Origin of the sequence: Mycobacterium sp. (assembly GCF_002863225.1) — a bacterium.
Taxonomy (GTDB): Bacteria; Actinomycetota; Actinomycetes; order Mycobacteriales; family Mycobacteriaceae; genus Mycobacterium.
Map to the genome: position 1 here is coordinate 46,907 of NZ_PKEK01000066.1, position 16,402 is coordinate 63,308.

A 16,402-nucleotide genomic window follows, 5' to 3' on the forward strand; every position below is an offset into this window, starting at 1 on the left:
CGAACCGACGATGACAACCGAGACCGCGCACAGCACCCGCGCAAACATTCCCGCCGTCGAGCTGGTGGCCGAGGTGCGCCGGGTATTCACCAGCGACCGCACGCGCAGCCGTTCCTGGCGCCTCGAACAGCTGCGCGGCATCGAGCGCTTACTGCACGAGCGGGAATCTGACATCGCCGACGCCCTGCAGAAGGATCTGGGCCGTTCGGCGGCCGAGAGCTGGCTCGGCGACATCGCGTCGACGAAAGGCGAGGCGGTGCACGCGCGCAAGCATCTGGCGAAGTGGATGCGCCGCCGGCGCCAACCTCTGCCGATCGCCCAGCTGCCCGGACGGGGGTGGGTGCAGTACGACCCGCTCGGGGTCGTCTTGATCATCGGACCCTGGAATTACCCGGTGTATCTGAGCTTGGCACCGCTGGTGGCTGCGGTCGCCGCGGGAAACTGCGCGGTCCTGAAGCCCTCCGAGTTGGCGCCGGCAACGTCGGCGCTGCTCGCGGCTCTGGTACCGCAGTATCTCGATCCTGAAGCGATCCGCGTAGTCGAAGGAGACGCCCAGGTCACCCAAGACCTGCTCGCCGCGGGTTTCGATCACGCGTTGTTCACCGGGGGCACCGAGATCGGCAAGAAGATCATGGCCGCCGCGGCGGCGACCCTGACACCAGTCACCCTCGAACTCGGCGGCAAGAGTCCGGTGATCGTTGCGAAGGACGCCAACCTGGACGTCGCGGCCAGGCGCATCGCCTGGGTCAAGCTGCTCAACGCCGGCCAGACGTGCATCGCTCCCGACTACGTGTTGGTCGAGAGCTCTGTGGCTGACGACCTGATTGCCAAGATCACCGCCGCCATCACCGAGTTTCGCTCCGCTGAAACCACTTCAACGATGCGCATCGTCAACGAACGACAATTCACCCGCCTCGCGGCCATGATCAGCACGACCAACGGCCAGGTGGTCCACGGAGGGCGGGTAGACAACTCGGCGCTGGGCATCGAGCCGACGCTCATCGTCAATCCTTCGCCGGACGACCCGGTGATGGCCGATGAGATCTTCGGGCCCATCCTTCCCGTCGTCACCGTCGATCGCTTGACGGACGCCGTGCACTACGTCAACGCGCGACCAAAGCCGTTGGCGCTCTATGTATTTACCGCATCGTCGAAACGCGGGCGCGGTCTCATCGACCGCATCCCGTCCGGCGGCGCGGTGATCAACCACGTCGCCATGCACTGCCTGGTGCCCCAGCTGCCATTCGGCGGTGTCGGCGCCAGTGGCATCGGCGCCTACCACGGTCGATGGGGCTTTGAAACGCTCAGTCACCAGCGGGCGGTTCTGTCTCGATCCGCGCGTCCCGACCCTGGATTCGTGTACCCGCCCTACGGTCCGCGCGCCCTTAAGCTGATGCGCAAGCTTCTATGACCGGATATCTGCAGGCCGCCCCGCGCAGCCGCGCAACCAGACGCGAGTCGCGACAACGCCAGGGCAACCAAGATGTCGTACCGCCGCTTTCTCGGCCCAGCCTGATGTTGACCGCGTCGGAATTTCCGCGTTGGACGCTCGAGGCGGGCTGGGGCACGTTGCTCGCGTCGGTTCTGCCTGCACCAAACGTGGGCAACGGGCGCCCGGTGCTGGTCCTGCCAGGCTTCCTCGCTGGCGACGGATTGACAGCCCCACTGCGACACCATCTTCGAAACCACGGATTCTATGCACACCCGTGGCGGCTGGGACGCAACTACGGGTTGACCGACGACATCCTCGATGGAGTCCTCGACCGCTTCGACGCGCTGCACGCCCGTCACGGCGAGCCAATCTCGCTGGTGGGATGGAGCTTTGGCGGACTGCTCGGCCGATGGCTGGCTCATGCGCGCCCGGAGTCGGCGCGCCAGGTCATCTGCCTCGGTTCGCCGTGGCGGCCCGAGGGTGAACAGACCCGGATGACGGCGCTGTTCAATCTGGCGACCGACCACTATGGCGCGTCGCGCCGCGCCTTGGAGGTAGTCGAAGCCATCAGGCGTCCAGTACCCGTTCCGTGCACCGCCATCTACTCGAGGTCCGATGGGGTCTTGCATTGGCGCAGTTGCACAGTCGAGGGCGCCGCCACGGAGAACATCGCCGTACCGAGCAGTCACGCCGGACTCGTCTGCAATCCACTTGCACTTGCTGTGGTGACCGACCGATTGGCTCAGGATGCTCTCACGCCACGGCGGTTTCGTTGGCAGCACTGCGTTGGCCGACTGTTACGGGACACGCAGGCCACGAAAAATGCAAACGCGCTGCCATCGGTCGACGCTGCGTGAAAGCCGCTGCAAGAGCGACGAGTTCGGCGGTTCCAGCGTGACGCGATCGACGTCGTACCACCGCGCGTTCACTTCAGCAGAGGTGTCGAGCGCACGACTGGTCGGCCTCAGCGCACCTGACTTGCCAACGCCGCGTTGAGCTATTCTTTAATGTATGTTAAAAATAATGGTTGAGTCGATTCTCGTCGCATGCCGAAGGCTTGCCGCGCAATCCGAGCGCAAGATCCTCCACTTGTTGTTCGCGGATCGCTCAAGCGGAGTTGGAGTCACTAGTTCGGTGAGGCGGAAATGACCACTACTTTGAGCGACGAGGAAACCATGCTCGTCGAAACGGTGCGCACCTTCATCGACCGTGATGTCAAGCCCACCGTCCGCGACGTCGAACACGCCAATGAATATCCAGAGGCGTGGATCGACCAAATGAAGCAAATCGGGATCTATGGTCTGGCCATTCCCGAGGAGTACGGCGGTTCACCGGTTTCGATGCCGTGTTATGTCGAGGTCACCCAGGAGTTGGCCCGCGGGTGGATGAGTCTGGCCGGCGCGATGGGCGGGCACACCGTCGTGGCAAAACTGCTGACGCTATTTGGGACCGAAGACCAGAAGCGTAAATATCTGCCGGCGATGTCCAGTGGGGACATGCGGGCAACAATGGCGCTCACCGAACCCGGCGGTGGCTCGGATCTGCAGAACATGAAGACCGTGGCCAAGCCCGACGGCGACGAACTGGTGATCAACGGTGCCAAGACCTGGATCAGCAACGCGCGGCGATCCGGCCTGATTGCCTTGCTCTGCAAGACGGATCCGACGGCAAACCCTCCGCATAAGGGAATCTCCGTCGTGCTGGTCGAACACGGCCAGGGTCTGACGGTGTCGCGTGATCTACCCAAGCTTGGCTATAAGGGCGTCGAGTCGTGCGAGATCTCATTCGACGACTGCCGAGTGCCCGCCTCGGCCATCCTCGGCGGCGAACCGGGTAAGGGATTCGGCCAGATGATGAAGGGGCTGGAAACCGGCCGGATCCAGGTGGCGTCGCGGTCGTTGGGCGTGGCGGCGGCCGCACTCGAAGACGCCCTCCAGTACGCCCAGGAGCGAGAGAGTTTCGGCAAGCCCATCTGGAAGCATCAGGCGGTCGGCAACTATCTAGCCGACATGGCCACCAAGCTCACGGCGGCGCGCCAACTGACCCTCTACGCAGCGCAACGCTACGACAGCGGCGAGCGGGCCGACATGGAAGCGGGTATGGCCAAGTTGTTCGCGTCCGAGGTGGCCATGGAGATCGCCTTGAACGCCGTCCGCATTCATGGCGGCTACGGGTATTCAACCGAGTACGACGTGGAACGGTACTTCCGCGACGCGCCACTGATGATCGTCGGCGAGGGAACCAACGAGATCCAGCGGAACGTGATCGCCGGACAACTCGTCGCCCGCGGCGGCATCTAGCCGGGTTTATCCGCGCCGGTTGCCGAACGCCGCACGAATTCAGTTCGTAGGCAAGCCAACACAAGCGTTACGACATCCGCCGCCTACTGGCGGCTCACGCTTCGTTCTTCAGATCCATCTCGCCGCGGATGTCAACGCTGGCAATGAAGTCCAAAATGGTGCGCGCAGTCAACGCAGGATCGTCGATCATCGGAACGTGCCCGACGCCGGGCAGCATCACAAGCTCGGCTCCCGGCACCGCAGCGAGCATGGGCGCCCCGTAACGCATAAAGGGCAACGTGCGATCGCGGTCGCCCCAGGCGATCCGCACGGGACACATCAACTGCTCGAATGCGGCCATGGGGCCCGCGTCACGAGCACCAGCGAGAAGGTCGGTGAGGACCGCGCAACCCGCCATGTCCTCGAACAAGGCCGCGACTTGCGCCGGGCTCATCCGGTCGGCGTGCTCTGCCATCGCTCGCAGCAGAATTCGCCGTGCCCGTCGACGGGATGCCAGCTTGTGGATGGTAGTGGCCCGCCTAAGGCCAGCGCCGACCCGGAATATGCGCAGCATTCTTTCCAGGTCCTTCGGCGATCGCCACGCGCCAGCGGGGGACAGCGCCAAGACCGAGAGAGCCCGCCCGCGGCGTCCGAGCTCTAACGCGACCCAGCCGCCCAGAGAGTTACCGACCAGATGGGCCGACTCGATACCGGCCTCGTCGAGCTGCTGACACGCGGCATCGACGATCCCGCTGACCACCATGGCAGGGGGCACCGACAGCGGCGGACCGCCCCAGTGACCGGCCAGAGTTGGCACGAAGACGGGACGGTGGGCGTGCAACGCCGGTAATACCGGCGCCCAGATCCGAGCCGATGCGGTGGCGCCGTGCAGCAACACCACCGGGGATGGCGCGCCGGAGCCTGCACGAGAGCTCACCTCACAACCCTGGGCTCGGCCGCGCCTGATGCGAGATCGAGGACTTCGGCGAAGCCGCCTGTCAGGCACTCAGCAAAAAGGTCCGGATCTGTGATTGCGGCCGCGTCCAGGTTGGCGCCGATACAACAGACGCCGTTGTATGTGTGCAGGCTGATCATCGCTGCGCACCCGGGCAGGGGTGCGAAGGGGTAAATCCGCTCGATCCGGGCACCCGCCAGAAACATGTCTTCCTGTACTCCGGGGACGTTGCTGGCTTGCAGATCGGTTCCCGCAGTCGTCGCGGCTGCTACTCGGACAAGTATCGGCCCGGGCATCCGCGCCAACACCGGGACAAGCAGTCCGCCACTTTCCAGGGCCGGCTCGTCGCGTGCCTCGCGCATCAACTGGCCGATCGATGTGATCCTGCTAGCCGGATCGGTCATGCCTACCGGACACGCCAAACGCGCGGGCGCGAAGTGGTTTCCGCCTGCGCCGTCGGAGTCGCGGCGAATCGACACCGGCACCGACACCGGCATCGTGGTGTCGCTGGACAAGGGCTCACCCGAGCGGTCGTGGTAGAGCCGGAAAGCACCGACGAGGGCGGCCAGGAACGCGTCGTTGAGCGATCCGCCCACGACCTTTGCCGAAGCGCGAAGATCGGCGAAGCTCACGTCGAGTGCCACAAAGCGCCACGACGTTCCTCGCGCAGCAATCAGCGGCAGCCCCGGCGCTGCCGGTGGCGACAGCACCCTTCGCGCCGAGTTTGCATAGCGAACACTGTCGCGCACCAGAGCTGCAGGTGCGCGAAGGCCCCGCAGCACACCGTCGCGGCCGGCGCGGATCGCGGCGGGCACTGCGCCCAGGTCGCGGCGGAGCTGTCGAACTAGGTATTCGCCGCGGTCGACGCTGCGATCCGGGGTGGGCGCGGGTTGCGGTTTGGAGGGATTGTGCGCCCGCTGACGGGAATGAATATGTGAGAGCAACTGCGTGAGCCCGAGACCATCGGTCAGGGCGTGGTGCAACTTGAGCAGATAGGCGGCCTTGCCATCAGGTAGGCCCTCGACGAGTACGGCTTCCCACGGCGGACGGGCACGGTCGAACGGTGTCATCGCCTGGTGTTCGGCCAAGGTCAACAGCTCCGACCAACCGCCATCTCCGGCCAGGCGTACTCGGCGGAGATGGTAGTGAAGGTCTAGTTGCGCGTCTTTCGACCAGACTGGCGTACCGACGAGGCCGAGCGGTTCGGACACCCGCTCTCCGAACCGCGGCACGACGCGACTCGCCCATTCGTGCGCGGCTAACAGGCGATCCCAGTCGGGCGCCACGTCCAGCACCTCGACGGCCATGACCGTCGAGCGCATCATCGGGTCGATGTCTGCGCGCCACATCAGCGTCTCGAGCGGATTCAGCTGATCAGTGGTACCCCACTGGAGCTCTCCGTCATTGGTGGCATTCATGTCAGGGGTGGCCTCAATGGCGTTCCGCAGACTTGGCGAGACGAACAGCCTTGCGCTTCTCGGCCAAGTCAAGGCCCTCTTGCCACGATGCGCCCTGCGTGATCAGGCGCCGGTACTTCATGATCTCGGCCTGTCCGTTGACGGTTAGCGCCCCGATCAACCGGTCAGCATCCCGGTATAGAGCCACCCAGCGCTCATCGGTGTCGACGTCACCGTCGACGAGAAGAACCTCTGGGGCGTCGGGGCTGCCGACGAATTGGATTCTCGAGCCGTACCAGTCCGACCAGAAGTACGGCACGGTTGCATAGGGTTTCGCGTTCGCGGGATCAAGCGCGTTTCGTGCCGCGGCCGCGCCTTGTTCGGCGGCGGCCGTCCAATTCTCCATGCGTTGGCGGACCCCGAAGACCGGATTGGCCCAGTTGGCGACATCGCCGGCCGCGTAGACGCCCGGCGCGCCTGTCCACAGCTTGTCGTCGCACTCGATGCCATTGTGGAGGGTCAAGCTCGAATCCTCGAGCCAGCCAACCGAGGGTGTCACCCCGATGCCGACGATAACGAGGTCGGCCTCCAGGATCGTCCCGTTGTCCAGCACAACGCGCTCGACGCCGACCTCTCCCTCAATAGTCTTGACCCCGGTGCCGCAAAGCAACGTCGTGCCGTTTCGTTCATGCAGTGATGCGATGGCAGAACCCATTTGGGAGCCGGTCGCGCGTACTAATGGGGTTGGCAGCGCCTCCACCACGGTGACGTCCACGCCGTGCTTCTTAGCGCTCGACGCAATTTCTGACCCGATAAAGCCCGCGCCGATTACCACCGTCCGCGCGCCAGCCTGCAACGCCGTGCGGATGGCGATGGAGTCATCGAGTGTGCGTAGTCCGTGGACTCCGGCCAAATTCTCCGTACCGGGTAGCGTTCGCAGCGTCGACCCTGTGGCAATCACCAACGCGTCGTAGGGAATTCGGCGGTCGCCGATGAGCACATCCCTGCGATCGGTGTCGAGTCCGGTGGCGGCTTCACCCAGTACCAGCTCGATCCGGAGATCCTCGTTGAGGAACTTCTCGTCGCGCAGGAAAGGAGCCTCAGGATCAGCTCCGGTCGCGGTGGGTTCGAGGAATTCTTTGGACAGCGGGGGGCGGTCGTAAGGCAGATGCGGCTCGGCGCCAATCAAGGTCACGGTGCCTTCGAAACCCGCCTTGCGCGCTGCCTCGACGGCCCTTAGGCCGGCCAGCGACGCGCCGACGACCACGAAGCGTTCGACCGTCATGGATGCCTTCCGTGAATCTTGCTCGCTATCGCTCGATGCGCAGCGCTTCGGTGGGGCAACCGGAGACGGCCTCCTCGACAGACTGAAGGTCGTCCTCGCTGACATCCTCGTTGAGAAGTTCGAGGTCGCCGTCGTCGTTCACCTCGAAATGTTCGGGAGCCACGGACTCGCAGATGCCCAGTCCGGTGCACTTGGTGTAATCGACGACAATTTTCATCGTGTATGCCTCCTCGAAATAGCCTGAGCCGAGGGATCTACACGTCCGACGGTGCGTAGACGTCACCTACGGCTTCACTATAATCTAATCAATATTAGATTATAGTACATCTTATTTGTCAACGCGCGGCGTAGCGCCTGCCAAGCGCCGCACGTTCAACGACCTGCACGTAGTAACGGAGATTCGGTCCGATCGTTGCACTTGTTGCGGGCGGACAAAGAGATCGGCCCAACTCTCGGCGGTCTGGACGTCGGATCCCGAAAACCTCGGCGCTCTCCTTCTGGCACCCCCGCAGGATGCTGTCCGTGGGTCGTGATGGTCGCCCTGACACGAGTTGCAAGAAAGCCCGGCGTGGTGGAGGGACCGGTTCAGTGGCGACTGATCACAGCAGTTTGAGCGGAAACGAGAGGCGCGTGGCCTGGTCAACATCAGCAGTGCAAATCACACAGTTGACCTAACGTGTCTCAGCTCATAATATTGTGCGGTCGCAGCGGCTGGACAACATGTCTTTCCGCGCGTCGCGTCTGAGTCGGGTCCTGAGCGCGTTCACCACGACGCGAGCAGCACGAGGACCGAGTGCAGGCTGGGTAGGAAGTCCGTCATCGATGGGGAATCAGGATGATCGAGCAGATGTTCACAGCGCGCGCCAGCGAGAGGGCACGTGGAATCTGCCGTGCCGAAAATTTTTTTACCACCTCAATTTATTCTAAATTAGAACCGAAATTAGCAGTGTATTGGGAAGTCCTGCGCGGTCAGGGCCAGGTAGCGGTACCCGTGCGCACTACTCGCTCCGGAGGCGAAGCCGAAGTAAGGTGCGCGTTGTTGTCCTGCATCCAGCCCGACACCAGCGGGAGTTTCGCCGGGGTCATACGCCATCGCTTTTCACGCACGCCGCGACGAGTCACCCTGGCGGTCGCCGGATGGTAGAAGTCGCGAGCCGGCCCACAGTGTCCGGACGGTGTGGCGCTTATAAGCAACCGCGCAAGCCATCTGGGGTACTGAGAACGGTAGGACGGAGGGCATCGAAGCTCGGCAAAGTCCCGGTCGCCGCCGCGGAGACCACCGGTCGCGGTGTCGGTCTAGCCGTCAACGTTGTTCGATATGCCGTCACCGACAGCTTCACCCTTCGCCTGCCGGTCGGGGAGTTCCTTTGGCAGGCCTGGGCACTGTTCAAGGTGACCGCGACGCCGGCAATTCTTATGGCAATACCGATCGGTGGGATCGTCACGGTAGTGGTGTCAGGTTTGGTGGCCCAGGTGGGCGCCACAGCACTACTCGGTGCGGCGAGCGGGGTAGGCGTGCTTCGGCAGGGCGCGCCCGTCACCGCTGGGTTGCTGATGGGCGGCGCGGCCGCCTCAGCCATAGCGTCGGACTTTGGGGCGCGTGCCATACGTGAAGAACTCGACGCTATGCGGGTGCTCGGCGTCGACCCGGTGCGGCGTCTAGTGGTGCCTCGGTTCCTAGCGCTACTGGTGATCGCCCCCATCCTCACGTTGATCATCATCGTTTCAGGCACAGCCTCCGCATATCTTCTCTCTGTCCTAGTCAGTGGTGTGGCACCAGGAAGCTTTTGGAATTCCTTCGGGACGTTCGCCAAGATGACCGACGTTTACTTCGCTATCGGAAAAGGCCTCGTCTTTGCTGCAATCGTGGCGGTCATCTCGTCCATGCGAGGGATGGAAGCAAAGGGCGGTCCGCGCGGCGTTGCCGATGCCGTGAATGCGGCTGTCGTGATCAATGTCGTACTCATCCTCTTCGCGAACCTCATCATCACGCAGATATCAACGATGTTCTTCCCGACGGCGGTCGCGTGATGGCTGCACCTACGGCCTATGGGCGCGTACGTACGGTCGCCCTGACGACAACCCTGAAGCCGTTGCGTGGATTCGGGCAGTGGGCCTTGTTCATCGGTCAGGTGTTGCTCTACTTACCGCTGACAGTCCGCAAATACAGCCGACAGACGCTGGCGGCCACGATCAACATGGCGTGGGGTCGCGGGTCCCTGATCGTCGACGGCGGCACGATCAGCGTCCTGCTTCTCCTCGGTATTGCGACTGGGGCCTCGTTGGGCATCGAGGCACTTGCGGTCTTGAACATCCTGGGCTTTGGCTCGCTGGCGGGCATCATTGGCGGCATCGGTGCCGTTCGCATTCTTGGACCCATCGTTGCGGGGATTGCTTTCATGTCTCAGGCGGGTACGCGAATGACGGCCGAGATCGGGGCCATGCGAATCTCGGAGGAGATCGACGCCGTGGAGGCAATCGGTCTGCGGCCAATCCCATTCGTCGTAGGCACGCGGTTGATCGGCGCGCTGACATGCGTGGTACCCGGCTACCTCCTGACCCTAATGGGGGTCTTCATCACGATCGACTTGGTGGTCGTCCTCTTCAGCGGGGAACACGGAGGTACCTACACCCACTACTTCGTCATGTTCCTGACCCCGATCGACCTCGTTTACTCGACGATCAAGTTGAGCACCTATTGCGTGGCGGTGACGTTAATCCATTGCTACTACGGGTACTTCGCCTCGGGGGGCCCGGTCGGTGTCGGCATGGCTTCGGGCCGCGCCGTGCGCGCGAGCCTCGTCACCATCGTCGTCTTGGATTTCACGACCACCGTGTTGCTCTGGGGTCTCCAGCCCGAATTCATCTTTAAGGGATAGTGGGCATTTCATGTTAAGAGGATCCTCGAAACGCCAGGAGCAGGTGTTGCTCGCCATCGGCAGTGCCGTGGTGCTTTGCATAGTCTTGGTCATCACCGCGTTCGTCGTCGACCCATTCGGCGGCCGAGCCAAAGGGCTTTACTCCGTTGCCATTACGACCCCATACGTTGGACAGGGCGTGCACGCGGGGACGGCGGTCGTTTTGCACGGCGTCAAGGTGGGCGAAGTCACCAACATCACCAACACGGCCGGCGGCGGCGTACGACTGAACGCGGACCTGCAGACTCAGCCCACCCAGGGCCTCACTAACACCATGAACATCGATTTTCGGCCGATCAACTACTTCGGCGTTCCCGGCATCAACTTGATCCCGAATTCCGGCGGCCAAGCACTCCGCGACGGAAGCAGGATCACCCTTAAGCCGGCGGGCAACTTCACCCTCTCGGAACTGCTCAATCAACTGGGAAACGTGTCGCAAGCTTCATTGACTCCGCAACTGATCAGCGTTATCGATCGCGTAACCCGCTACACAGACGGACTCAACCCGCTGTTCGAAACCGCAGTTACGGTATCGAGAGCGGTCCAAGCCGTGCAAACGGACCCCACGGAAGAACTTGTGACCAAACTGTCGTCGGCAATTGCAGCGGTTCCGCCCCTCGCCAATGAGGGCATCATTACCGGCAGGCGAATCATCGACTACAGCTACTACCCCGGCCAAGTCCTCGAACCTGCGGCGTCCGCCGGAGAGCCGATTGTATTTCCATTCCTGCAGAATGCGAAGGTCCCAGGTTTGGGCGATTTTTCAGACAAGTTCTTCAAAGAGCACTTCCTAGCCAGCTTGGACGCAGTTCAGCAGGGCCTCTTCGCCGTCGTGGGCAAACTCGTTGGTAGTCATGTCGATGACTTAGTTCCCCTGATTTCTGGGATCAAGGCGATCACGGACACGGGGCCCGTGTTGTTACGCCCCCGGGATGTGGCCGAGAAGCTCGCACAATTGCGTTCTCGATTCGAGAAGCTTTATGCCGGCAATGGCAAGCAGCACGCGATTTCGGTGCGGATTCTGTTGGACAGCCTGCCCGGAGTCGCAGCACCGGTGGGGATCATCACGGAGAGCAAGCCATGAGTCCCAAAGCCGCCGCGTGGCGGATCGGGGTGGCGATCGCCGTTTCGGTCGTGCTCTTTATCTTGCTGTCAAACACCCTCGTCAATCCCGTGGATGCTCACACGCGGACGTATACAGCCGAGTACACCGACGCCTCTGGGCTCCATCCCGACGGTGATGTCCGTGTCCGTGGTGTTCGGGTGGGAAAGATCGAGTCCGTCGACCTCGCGCGAGTCAAAGGGCAAAACGTCGCGGAGGTCAAGTTCACCCTGGACAACAAGTATGGCGTCGTGGCGGTGACGAGACTCGCCATCAAATTCCAGGCTTTGACCGGTGTCCGCTACATGGACGTCACGAACCCCGCAGAGGGATATCGCGCCGCTGATCTTGTCAAGCAAATACCCACCTCGATGACGCAACCCTCGTTCGACGTGACCGCACTCTTCAACGGCCTCCAGCCGGTACTCGCCATCTTGAGCCCAGAAGAGATAAACACGTTTACCGCCAACGCGGCATCATTCTTGACGGGTGACGGAAGCGGTTTGGCGCCGCTGTTGGCCAGCATCCGCAGGCTCACCCAATTCGTCACGGATCGCCAACAGGTAGTGGCAACGTTAATGAGCAACCTATCCGGGCTTGCCGACTCCATCGGCGGCACGTCCCAGAAGTTCATTCACATCATCGACTTGGTCAACCAGCCTGTTGACGCCGCCAACTCGATCTTGGACGAATTCCGCAAGGACCTCCTCTACAGCAAGGACTTCTTTGACCCCGTTACACGCCTCCTGCACAACGCCGGATTCAGGAACGGCATCAATGTGGACGACGCGATGGACAGGGCTTTCAGCAATCTGGACAACTTCTTCGACGCATTCAAGTTGGTCCCCGTGATCAACGAAAACATTCCGCCCCCGGGCAACGATGGAACCGCCGTGGAGCCGTGTTCGCACGGCAACTTCCAACTGCCGGAGACGATGGACGTATTGCTGAACGGTCAACGGGTGGTGCTATGCAATCGTTGAAATCCAACCGGGTGCTGCACAGTCCGCTGACCTGGGGCATCACGGCGATCGCAGTTGCAGTCATCGTCGGGCTGGTGCTGACCTATATTTACAACAACCCCCCGGGCAAGGACCAGGTCGTGTCCTTCTACACCGACGACGCGGCGTCGATCCGTGCCGGCGACGAGGTGAGGATGGCCGGCATCAAAGTCGGCACGGTTACTGATCTCTCACTGGAGCCCAGTCATGTATTGGTGAAGACGCGCATCAACGACACCGCATTCGTCGGCGATCAGTCGCAAATAGACGTTCGGATGCTCACCGTCGTCGGCGGGTACTACGTCAATCTCGCCTCGATGGGCAACGCCCCTTTGGGGAAGGAGACCATTCCCCTTTCACGCGTGACGATGCCGTACAGCCTCATCCGCACGCTTACCGACACCACCAAGATCACCCAAAACGTCAACACCAAGCCCATCAACGAGTCGCTGAATCAAGTTTCGCAAGGGCTGACGGGCACGAACATACAGGTGGTCGCGTCCACCATCGATGCCGGCAACGCGTTGATGTCAACGGTCGAAAGGCAGCGCGGCCAGGTGACAAAAATTCTCAACCTGTCGGATGAATACATCAGGTCGTTGTCGAACTATCGCGACAAATTCGCGCAACTCGTGAGGAAAGTCTCGATCTTGACCCAGACATTGGTCATCTACAACAGGGGCATCGCGCAAACACTGTTGGGCCTCGGCGACGTCCTCCAAGCTCTGAAACCGCTCGGAGACTTCTACGAAACCCATCGTCTCGAATTCATAGAGAGGGTGCGGGACTTTCTGGAGCGCGGTCGGATGTTCGTCGAGCGCAACGGCTTGACCATACGAGTCCTCAAACGGACACAGAATTTGTTTGACCGAATCCTCAACGCGGAGAACGCGGACCCAGGCCTTTTGGCGACGGACCTCTGCGTGCCAGTTCCAGGAAGCGCGTGCTGATGCCAGCGCCGCATTCATACCCGTCCGGGCGAACGCTAGCAGCATGCGTCGCCGCGGCGGCCGTGCTCTCAAGCGCCTCGTGTACGGCATCCACCAAAGCCCAGGCCGTTGACTACTGCGCGATCATGCCCGACAGCGTCGGACTCTACGTGGACAACCCCGTCACCCATCTGGGTTACCCGATCGGCAAAATCGCCGCCATCACGCCGTCGGCGCAGTCCGTGCGCGTCGATTTCACCATAAGCGGCGGACCGCCGATCCCGGCGGACGCAAAGGCAGTCACCAGGTCGACGTCGATCCTCGCGGATCGTGCACTGGAACTCGTTGGCAATGACCAAGGCGGTCAACACCTTTCCCCAGGCCGCTGCATCCCCCTCGGCCGGTCGCTTACTCCGAAGAGCCTGTCCGAAGTCATCGGATCGTCAACGAACTTCATCAACTCGATCAACCCTGCGGGATCGCACAACATCGGTGACCTCGTCCGGGGTGTTGACGAGGCGTCGCGAAATACAGGGCCAAACGCCAACAAGTTGCTGACCACCACGTCGTCGGTAGCGGAATCCCCCGACCAAGCGATCGGTGACCTGGGCTCCATCACCCGCAACCTCAAGCAATTGTCGACCATGCTGGTCGACGTGAACCCGACACTGAAGGGAGTGGCGGACGACGCGGCGTTCTCCGCGGTGCAAGACATAAGCGACGCGTTAAGAGGTGGCGCGGATACCTTCGAGGGAATCATCGGCATCGTCGAAGCAGCGGGCGCCATCGAAAAGGAACTCGGGCCGCAACTCCAGCAATTGCTCGACGCGGTATCCGTGCTCCTCAGGAAGATCAGTCCGCGCGCCCCCTTCTACGCGAGCTTGCTGAACGTCACGCCTCGCGTGATCAACGGCTTGATAAACCTCGCGAATAACCACAAATTCACTCTCCACTACCGGCCACCGCTATACCGGATCCGCACGCCCAACGGTGTCGCTCAGTGCAACCTAATGAACGCGTCCATGCCAGGTAGTTGCGCCAACGTCAAGGGAACGCCGTATGCGGTGGACGTGGCACTACTTCAATACGTGCTGACTCTAGCGGCGAAAAAATGACACTACGATCCCGCCTGTTCGCCGGTGTCCTCGCCACGGCCACCGCCCTCACGGTGTCGTCCTGCGCAGCGATCAGCGTTGAAGCGTTACCGCAACCGGGCCCGTCGTACAACGACGGATATGACGTCGTGATGCGGTTCGAGAGCGTCCTCAACCTGCCCGAGCGCGCCAAAGTTGTGCTCGACGGCGTAACCGTCGGAGTGGTGTCCAAGGTGACCCTGCGCGACCGCAACGTGGACGTGACCGCGCGCATGGCTCACGGCGTCGTAGTCCCGTCCAACATCCACGCGGTGTTGCAACAGGCGACTGTGTTGGGCGACATCTACGTTGCTCTCGAACGTCCGACGACGGGCGCTGCTCAAGCACCCGCCCTTGCGCCGGGTGCGGCCATCCCCCTTCCTCAAACGACATCCCCACCACAATTAGAGGACACCATTGCCAGCCTGGCGAACTTCGTCTCCAGCGGGTCCATTCAACGAGCCCAGAACACGATCATCCGCCTCAATCGCGTGGTGCCGTCGAGCGACGAGGTACGAACGCTGACGGGTCGAGTCGAAACCGACCTCTCGGCACTGGCCGCGAACATCGACACGGTCGACGTACTGCTCGACGGTGTGGCGAAATCCGCTGCAGTCGTAAACAATCACATTCCGGAACTGCAGTATTTTTTCTCACCGACGGGGCAACGCGGCTTCGAACACCTCATAGCCGCCTCGAATTACGTCGCCACGATCCTCCCCACGATCGGAAGCATCACTCTGGGTGGATATTGGCTCGTTCCCTTCCTCAATTCGCTAGCCGATTCCGTGGGTGCGCTGCAGCAGTCAAAGGTCGCTGGCGAATCAGAAATACCAAAGTATCGACGGATATTCACCGACATGTTCCTCCCAGTCGACAAGTACCCGGCCATCAACATCACTTCCATAATTGGGCCCGACGGTCGGGAGCTATCGGGCAATGTCCAGGAAGTGCTGAGGATCTTGGGGGCTATGCGATGAACGCCATCAAACTGAAAGATATCATTTCGTATTTTGTCTTTGCGATCATCATCGCCATCGTCTTGGCCTATTTCGGATCGTTCGGACTTCGCGTCAGCCCGCCTTCTGACCGGACCAACCTGTCCATGGATGTCCCCGACATGAATGGTCTTGTCACGGACTCGAATGTGCTGTTGCGTGGCGTGCCGGTCGGCAAAGTAACCAATACCAAGACATCCATCAGAGCAGCATCCATCGACTTCTACGTCGAGGGTCGATATCAGATTCCCGTCGACACCGAGGTGCAGCTGCAGAACCTATCAGCGCTCGGCGAGTCCTACATAGAGTTAGTGCCTCGCAGCGAGGGTGGACCGATGCTGACGAACAACCAACATATCTCTACGAAGTCGGTCGTCCAACCGCCATCGATCTCCGAGCTGGCGACGAGCGTCGTGCGAGTACTCCATCAGCTCGATCCCAAAGCTCTCGCACGGATCATCAGCGAGTCCGACGCCGCATTGCCGGACCCTGTCAAGGTGCTGCCGAACTTGGCGCGCGCGAGCACCTTGTTCAACAACATGCTCAACGGACTGAACGGCCAGGGCCGCGCACTTCTGAGCAATTTCCAGGTATTGATCCGAAACTCTGAATGGGTCAAACCGGATTTCACTGCCATCACCCCTCCGACCAAAGACCTTGGGGTTACATGGCAGGAGTTGTACAAGCACTTGCCGATTCTTTTCACTCGCGACGAGCCTGAAGGCCTCCTGAATCTTAAGCATCTCGTCGACCGACTTCAGACCCTGCTGGATTCGAATGGCGGCGACCTCAAGATCCTGGGTGAGGCATTTCAGCCGAAGCTCAACACCATCGCCGCGACTTTGATGAATTTCGACAGTGGCCAAATTCTCGACCACTTCCTTCAGCAGGTGCCCGCTGACGGAATGATTACGCTCCACGTCGCGCCATGACCCGAACGGGCGATCGTTCCCCTGGGATGACTTCAAGAAAG

Annotated in this window: 15 protein-coding genes; 11 read left to right on the forward strand and 4 right to left on the reverse strand. The window is 61.6% G+C overall.

Features of this window, described 5'->3' with window-relative positions; genetic code table 11:
- The first annotated feature begins 10 nt into the window (after positions 1-10).
- The 3 genes from CYU59_RS20920 (at position 11) to CYU59_RS20930 (ending at position 3,732) form a co-directional block, all read left to right on the forward strand.
- Positions 11-1,411 carry an aldehyde dehydrogenase family protein gene (locus CYU59_RS20920; RefSeq protein WP_293002269.1) on the forward strand — a complete coding sequence of 467 codons (1,401 nt, stop codon included), beginning with the start codon at positions 11-13 and terminating at the stop codon, positions 1,409-1,411.
- A complete protein-coding gene (locus tag CYU59_RS20925) occupies positions 1,408-2,289 on the forward strand; it encodes an alpha/beta hydrolase (RefSeq protein ID WP_293002271.1) in 882 nt (293 codons plus the stop codon). Before CYU59_RS20920 ends, CYU59_RS20925 begins: the two co-directional genes overlap by 4 nt.
- Positions 2,290-2,577: 288 nt before the next feature.
- Entirely contained in the window at positions 2,578-3,732 is a 1,155-nt protein-coding gene (locus tag CYU59_RS20930) for an acyl-CoA dehydrogenase family protein (RefSeq protein WP_293002273.1), read from the forward strand.
- A 94-nt stretch (positions 3,733-3,826) separates the two neighbouring features.
- On the opposite strand, the gene CYU59_RS20935 is transcribed toward CYU59_RS20930, so the two are convergent.
- The 4 genes from CYU59_RS20935 to CYU59_RS20950 are packed head-to-tail and all read right to left on the reverse strand — an operon-like array spanning position 3,827 to position 7,565.
- Positions 3,827-4,648, reverse strand: coding sequence for an alpha/beta fold hydrolase (locus CYU59_RS20935; RefSeq protein WP_293002275.1), 822 nt, complete (start codon positions 4,646-4,648; stop codon positions 3,827-3,829).
- Complete coding sequence (locus CYU59_RS20940; RefSeq protein ID WP_293002277.1) at positions 4,645-6,084, reverse strand: wax ester/triacylglycerol synthase domain-containing protein; 1,440 nt, start codon at positions 6,082-6,084, stop codon at positions 4,645-4,647. The genes CYU59_RS20935 and CYU59_RS20940 overlap by 4 nt, the downstream gene beginning before the upstream one ends.
- 13 nt (positions 6,085-6,097) lie before the next feature.
- Positions 6,098-7,348: an FAD-dependent oxidoreductase gene (locus CYU59_RS20945; protein WP_293002279.1), complete on the reverse strand. Its 1,251-nt coding sequence runs from the start codon at positions 7,346-7,348 to the stop codon at positions 6,098-6,100.
- Between the two features lie 25 nt (positions 7,349-7,373).
- On the reverse strand, positions 7,374-7,565 hold the full coding sequence (locus CYU59_RS20950) for a ferredoxin (RefSeq protein WP_293002281.1): 192 nt from the start codon (positions 7,563-7,565) through the stop codon (positions 7,374-7,376).
- A 920-nt stretch (positions 7,566-8,485) separates the two neighbouring features.
- On the opposite strand from CYU59_RS20950, the gene CYU59_RS20955 reads away from it, so the two are divergent.
- From CYU59_RS20955 to CYU59_RS20990, 8 genes are read left to right on the forward strand one after another with little or no spacing between them, the layout of a single operon-like run.
- Entirely contained in the window at positions 8,486-9,379 is an 894-nt protein-coding gene (locus CYU59_RS20955; protein ID WP_293002283.1) for an ABC transporter permease, read from the forward strand.
- Positions 9,379-10,227 (forward strand): ABC transporter permease, encoded by an 849-nt coding sequence (locus CYU59_RS20960; RefSeq protein ID WP_293002286.1) that lies wholly within the window; start codon positions 9,379-9,381, stop codon positions 10,225-10,227. Before CYU59_RS20955 ends, CYU59_RS20960 begins: the two co-directional genes overlap by 1 nt.
- Before the next feature lie 43 nt (positions 10,228-10,270).
- Positions 10,271-11,350: an MlaD family protein gene (locus CYU59_RS20965; RefSeq protein WP_293002289.1), complete on the forward strand. Its 1,080-nt coding sequence runs from the start codon at positions 10,271-10,273 to the stop codon at positions 11,348-11,350.
- On the forward strand, positions 11,347-12,351 hold the full coding sequence (locus tag CYU59_RS20970) for an MlaD family protein (protein WP_293002291.1): 1,005 nt from the start codon (positions 11,347-11,349) through the stop codon (positions 12,349-12,351). The genes CYU59_RS20965 and CYU59_RS20970 overlap by 4 nt, the downstream gene beginning before the upstream one ends.
- Entirely contained in the window at positions 12,339-13,319 is a 981-nt protein-coding gene (locus CYU59_RS20975; RefSeq protein ID WP_293002293.1) for an MlaD family protein, read from the forward strand. Before CYU59_RS20970 ends, CYU59_RS20975 begins: the two co-directional genes overlap by 13 nt.
- Entirely contained in the window at positions 13,319-14,413 is a 1,095-nt protein-coding gene (locus tag CYU59_RS20980; RefSeq protein WP_363115109.1) for an MlaD family protein, read from the forward strand. The genes CYU59_RS20975 and CYU59_RS20980 overlap by 1 nt, the downstream gene beginning before the upstream one ends.
- Complete coding sequence (locus CYU59_RS20985; RefSeq protein WP_293002367.1) at positions 14,410-15,411, forward strand: MlaD family protein; 1,002 nt, start codon at positions 14,410-14,412, stop codon at positions 15,409-15,411. Before CYU59_RS20980 ends, CYU59_RS20985 begins: the two co-directional genes overlap by 4 nt.
- On the forward strand, positions 15,408-16,361 hold the full coding sequence (locus CYU59_RS20990; RefSeq protein ID WP_293002297.1) for an MlaD family protein: 954 nt from the start codon (positions 15,408-15,410) through the stop codon (positions 16,359-16,361). The genes CYU59_RS20985 and CYU59_RS20990 overlap by 4 nt, the downstream gene beginning before the upstream one ends.
- Positions 16,362-16,402 lie beyond the last annotated feature (41 nt).

Bases quoted from the DNA above. Each gene is read 5' to 3' on its own strand.
- CYU59_RS20920 (WP_293002269.1), top strand. From the start codon at position 11: ATGACAACCGAGACCGCGCACAGCACCCGCGCAAACATTCCCGCCGTC.
- CYU59_RS20925 (WP_293002271.1), top strand. From the start codon at position 1,408: ATGACCGGATATCTGCAGGCCGCCCCGCGCAGCCGCGCAACCAGACGC.
- CYU59_RS20930 (WP_293002273.1), top strand. From the start codon at position 2,578: ATGACCACTACTTTGAGCGACGAGGAAACCATGCTCGTCGAAACGGTG.
- CYU59_RS20940 (WP_293002277.1), bottom strand. From the start codon at position 6,084: ATGAATGCCACCAATGACGGAGAGCTCCAGTGGGGTACCACTGATCAG.
- CYU59_RS20945 (WP_293002279.1), bottom strand. From the start codon at position 7,348: ATGACGGTCGAACGCTTCGTGGTCGTCGGCGCGTCGCTGGCCGGCCTA.
- CYU59_RS20950 (WP_293002281.1), bottom strand. From the start codon at position 7,565: ATGAAAATTGTCGTCGATTACACCAAGTGCACCGGACTGGGCATCTGC.
- CYU59_RS20955 (WP_293002283.1), top strand. From the start codon at position 8,486: ATGGTAGAAGTCGCGAGCCGGCCCACAGTGTCCGGACGGTGTGGCGCT.
- CYU59_RS20960 (WP_293002286.1), top strand. From the start codon at position 9,379: ATGGCTGCACCTACGGCCTATGGGCGCGTACGTACGGTCGCCCTGACG.
- CYU59_RS20970 (WP_293002291.1), top strand. From the start codon at position 11,347: ATGAGTCCCAAAGCCGCCGCGTGGCGGATCGGGGTGGCGATCGCCGTT.
- CYU59_RS20975 (WP_293002293.1), top strand. From the start codon at position 12,339: ATGCAATCGTTGAAATCCAACCGGGTGCTGCACAGTCCGCTGACCTGG.
- CYU59_RS20980 (WP_363115109.1), top strand. From the start codon at position 13,319: ATGCCAGCGCCGCATTCATACCCGTCCGGGCGAACGCTAGCAGCATGC.
- CYU59_RS20985 (WP_293002367.1), top strand. From the start codon at position 14,410: ATGACACTACGATCCCGCCTGTTCGCCGGTGTCCTCGCCACGGCCACC.
- CYU59_RS20990 (WP_293002297.1), top strand. From the start codon at position 15,408: ATGAACGCCATCAAACTGAAAGATATCATTTCGTATTTTGTCTTTGCG.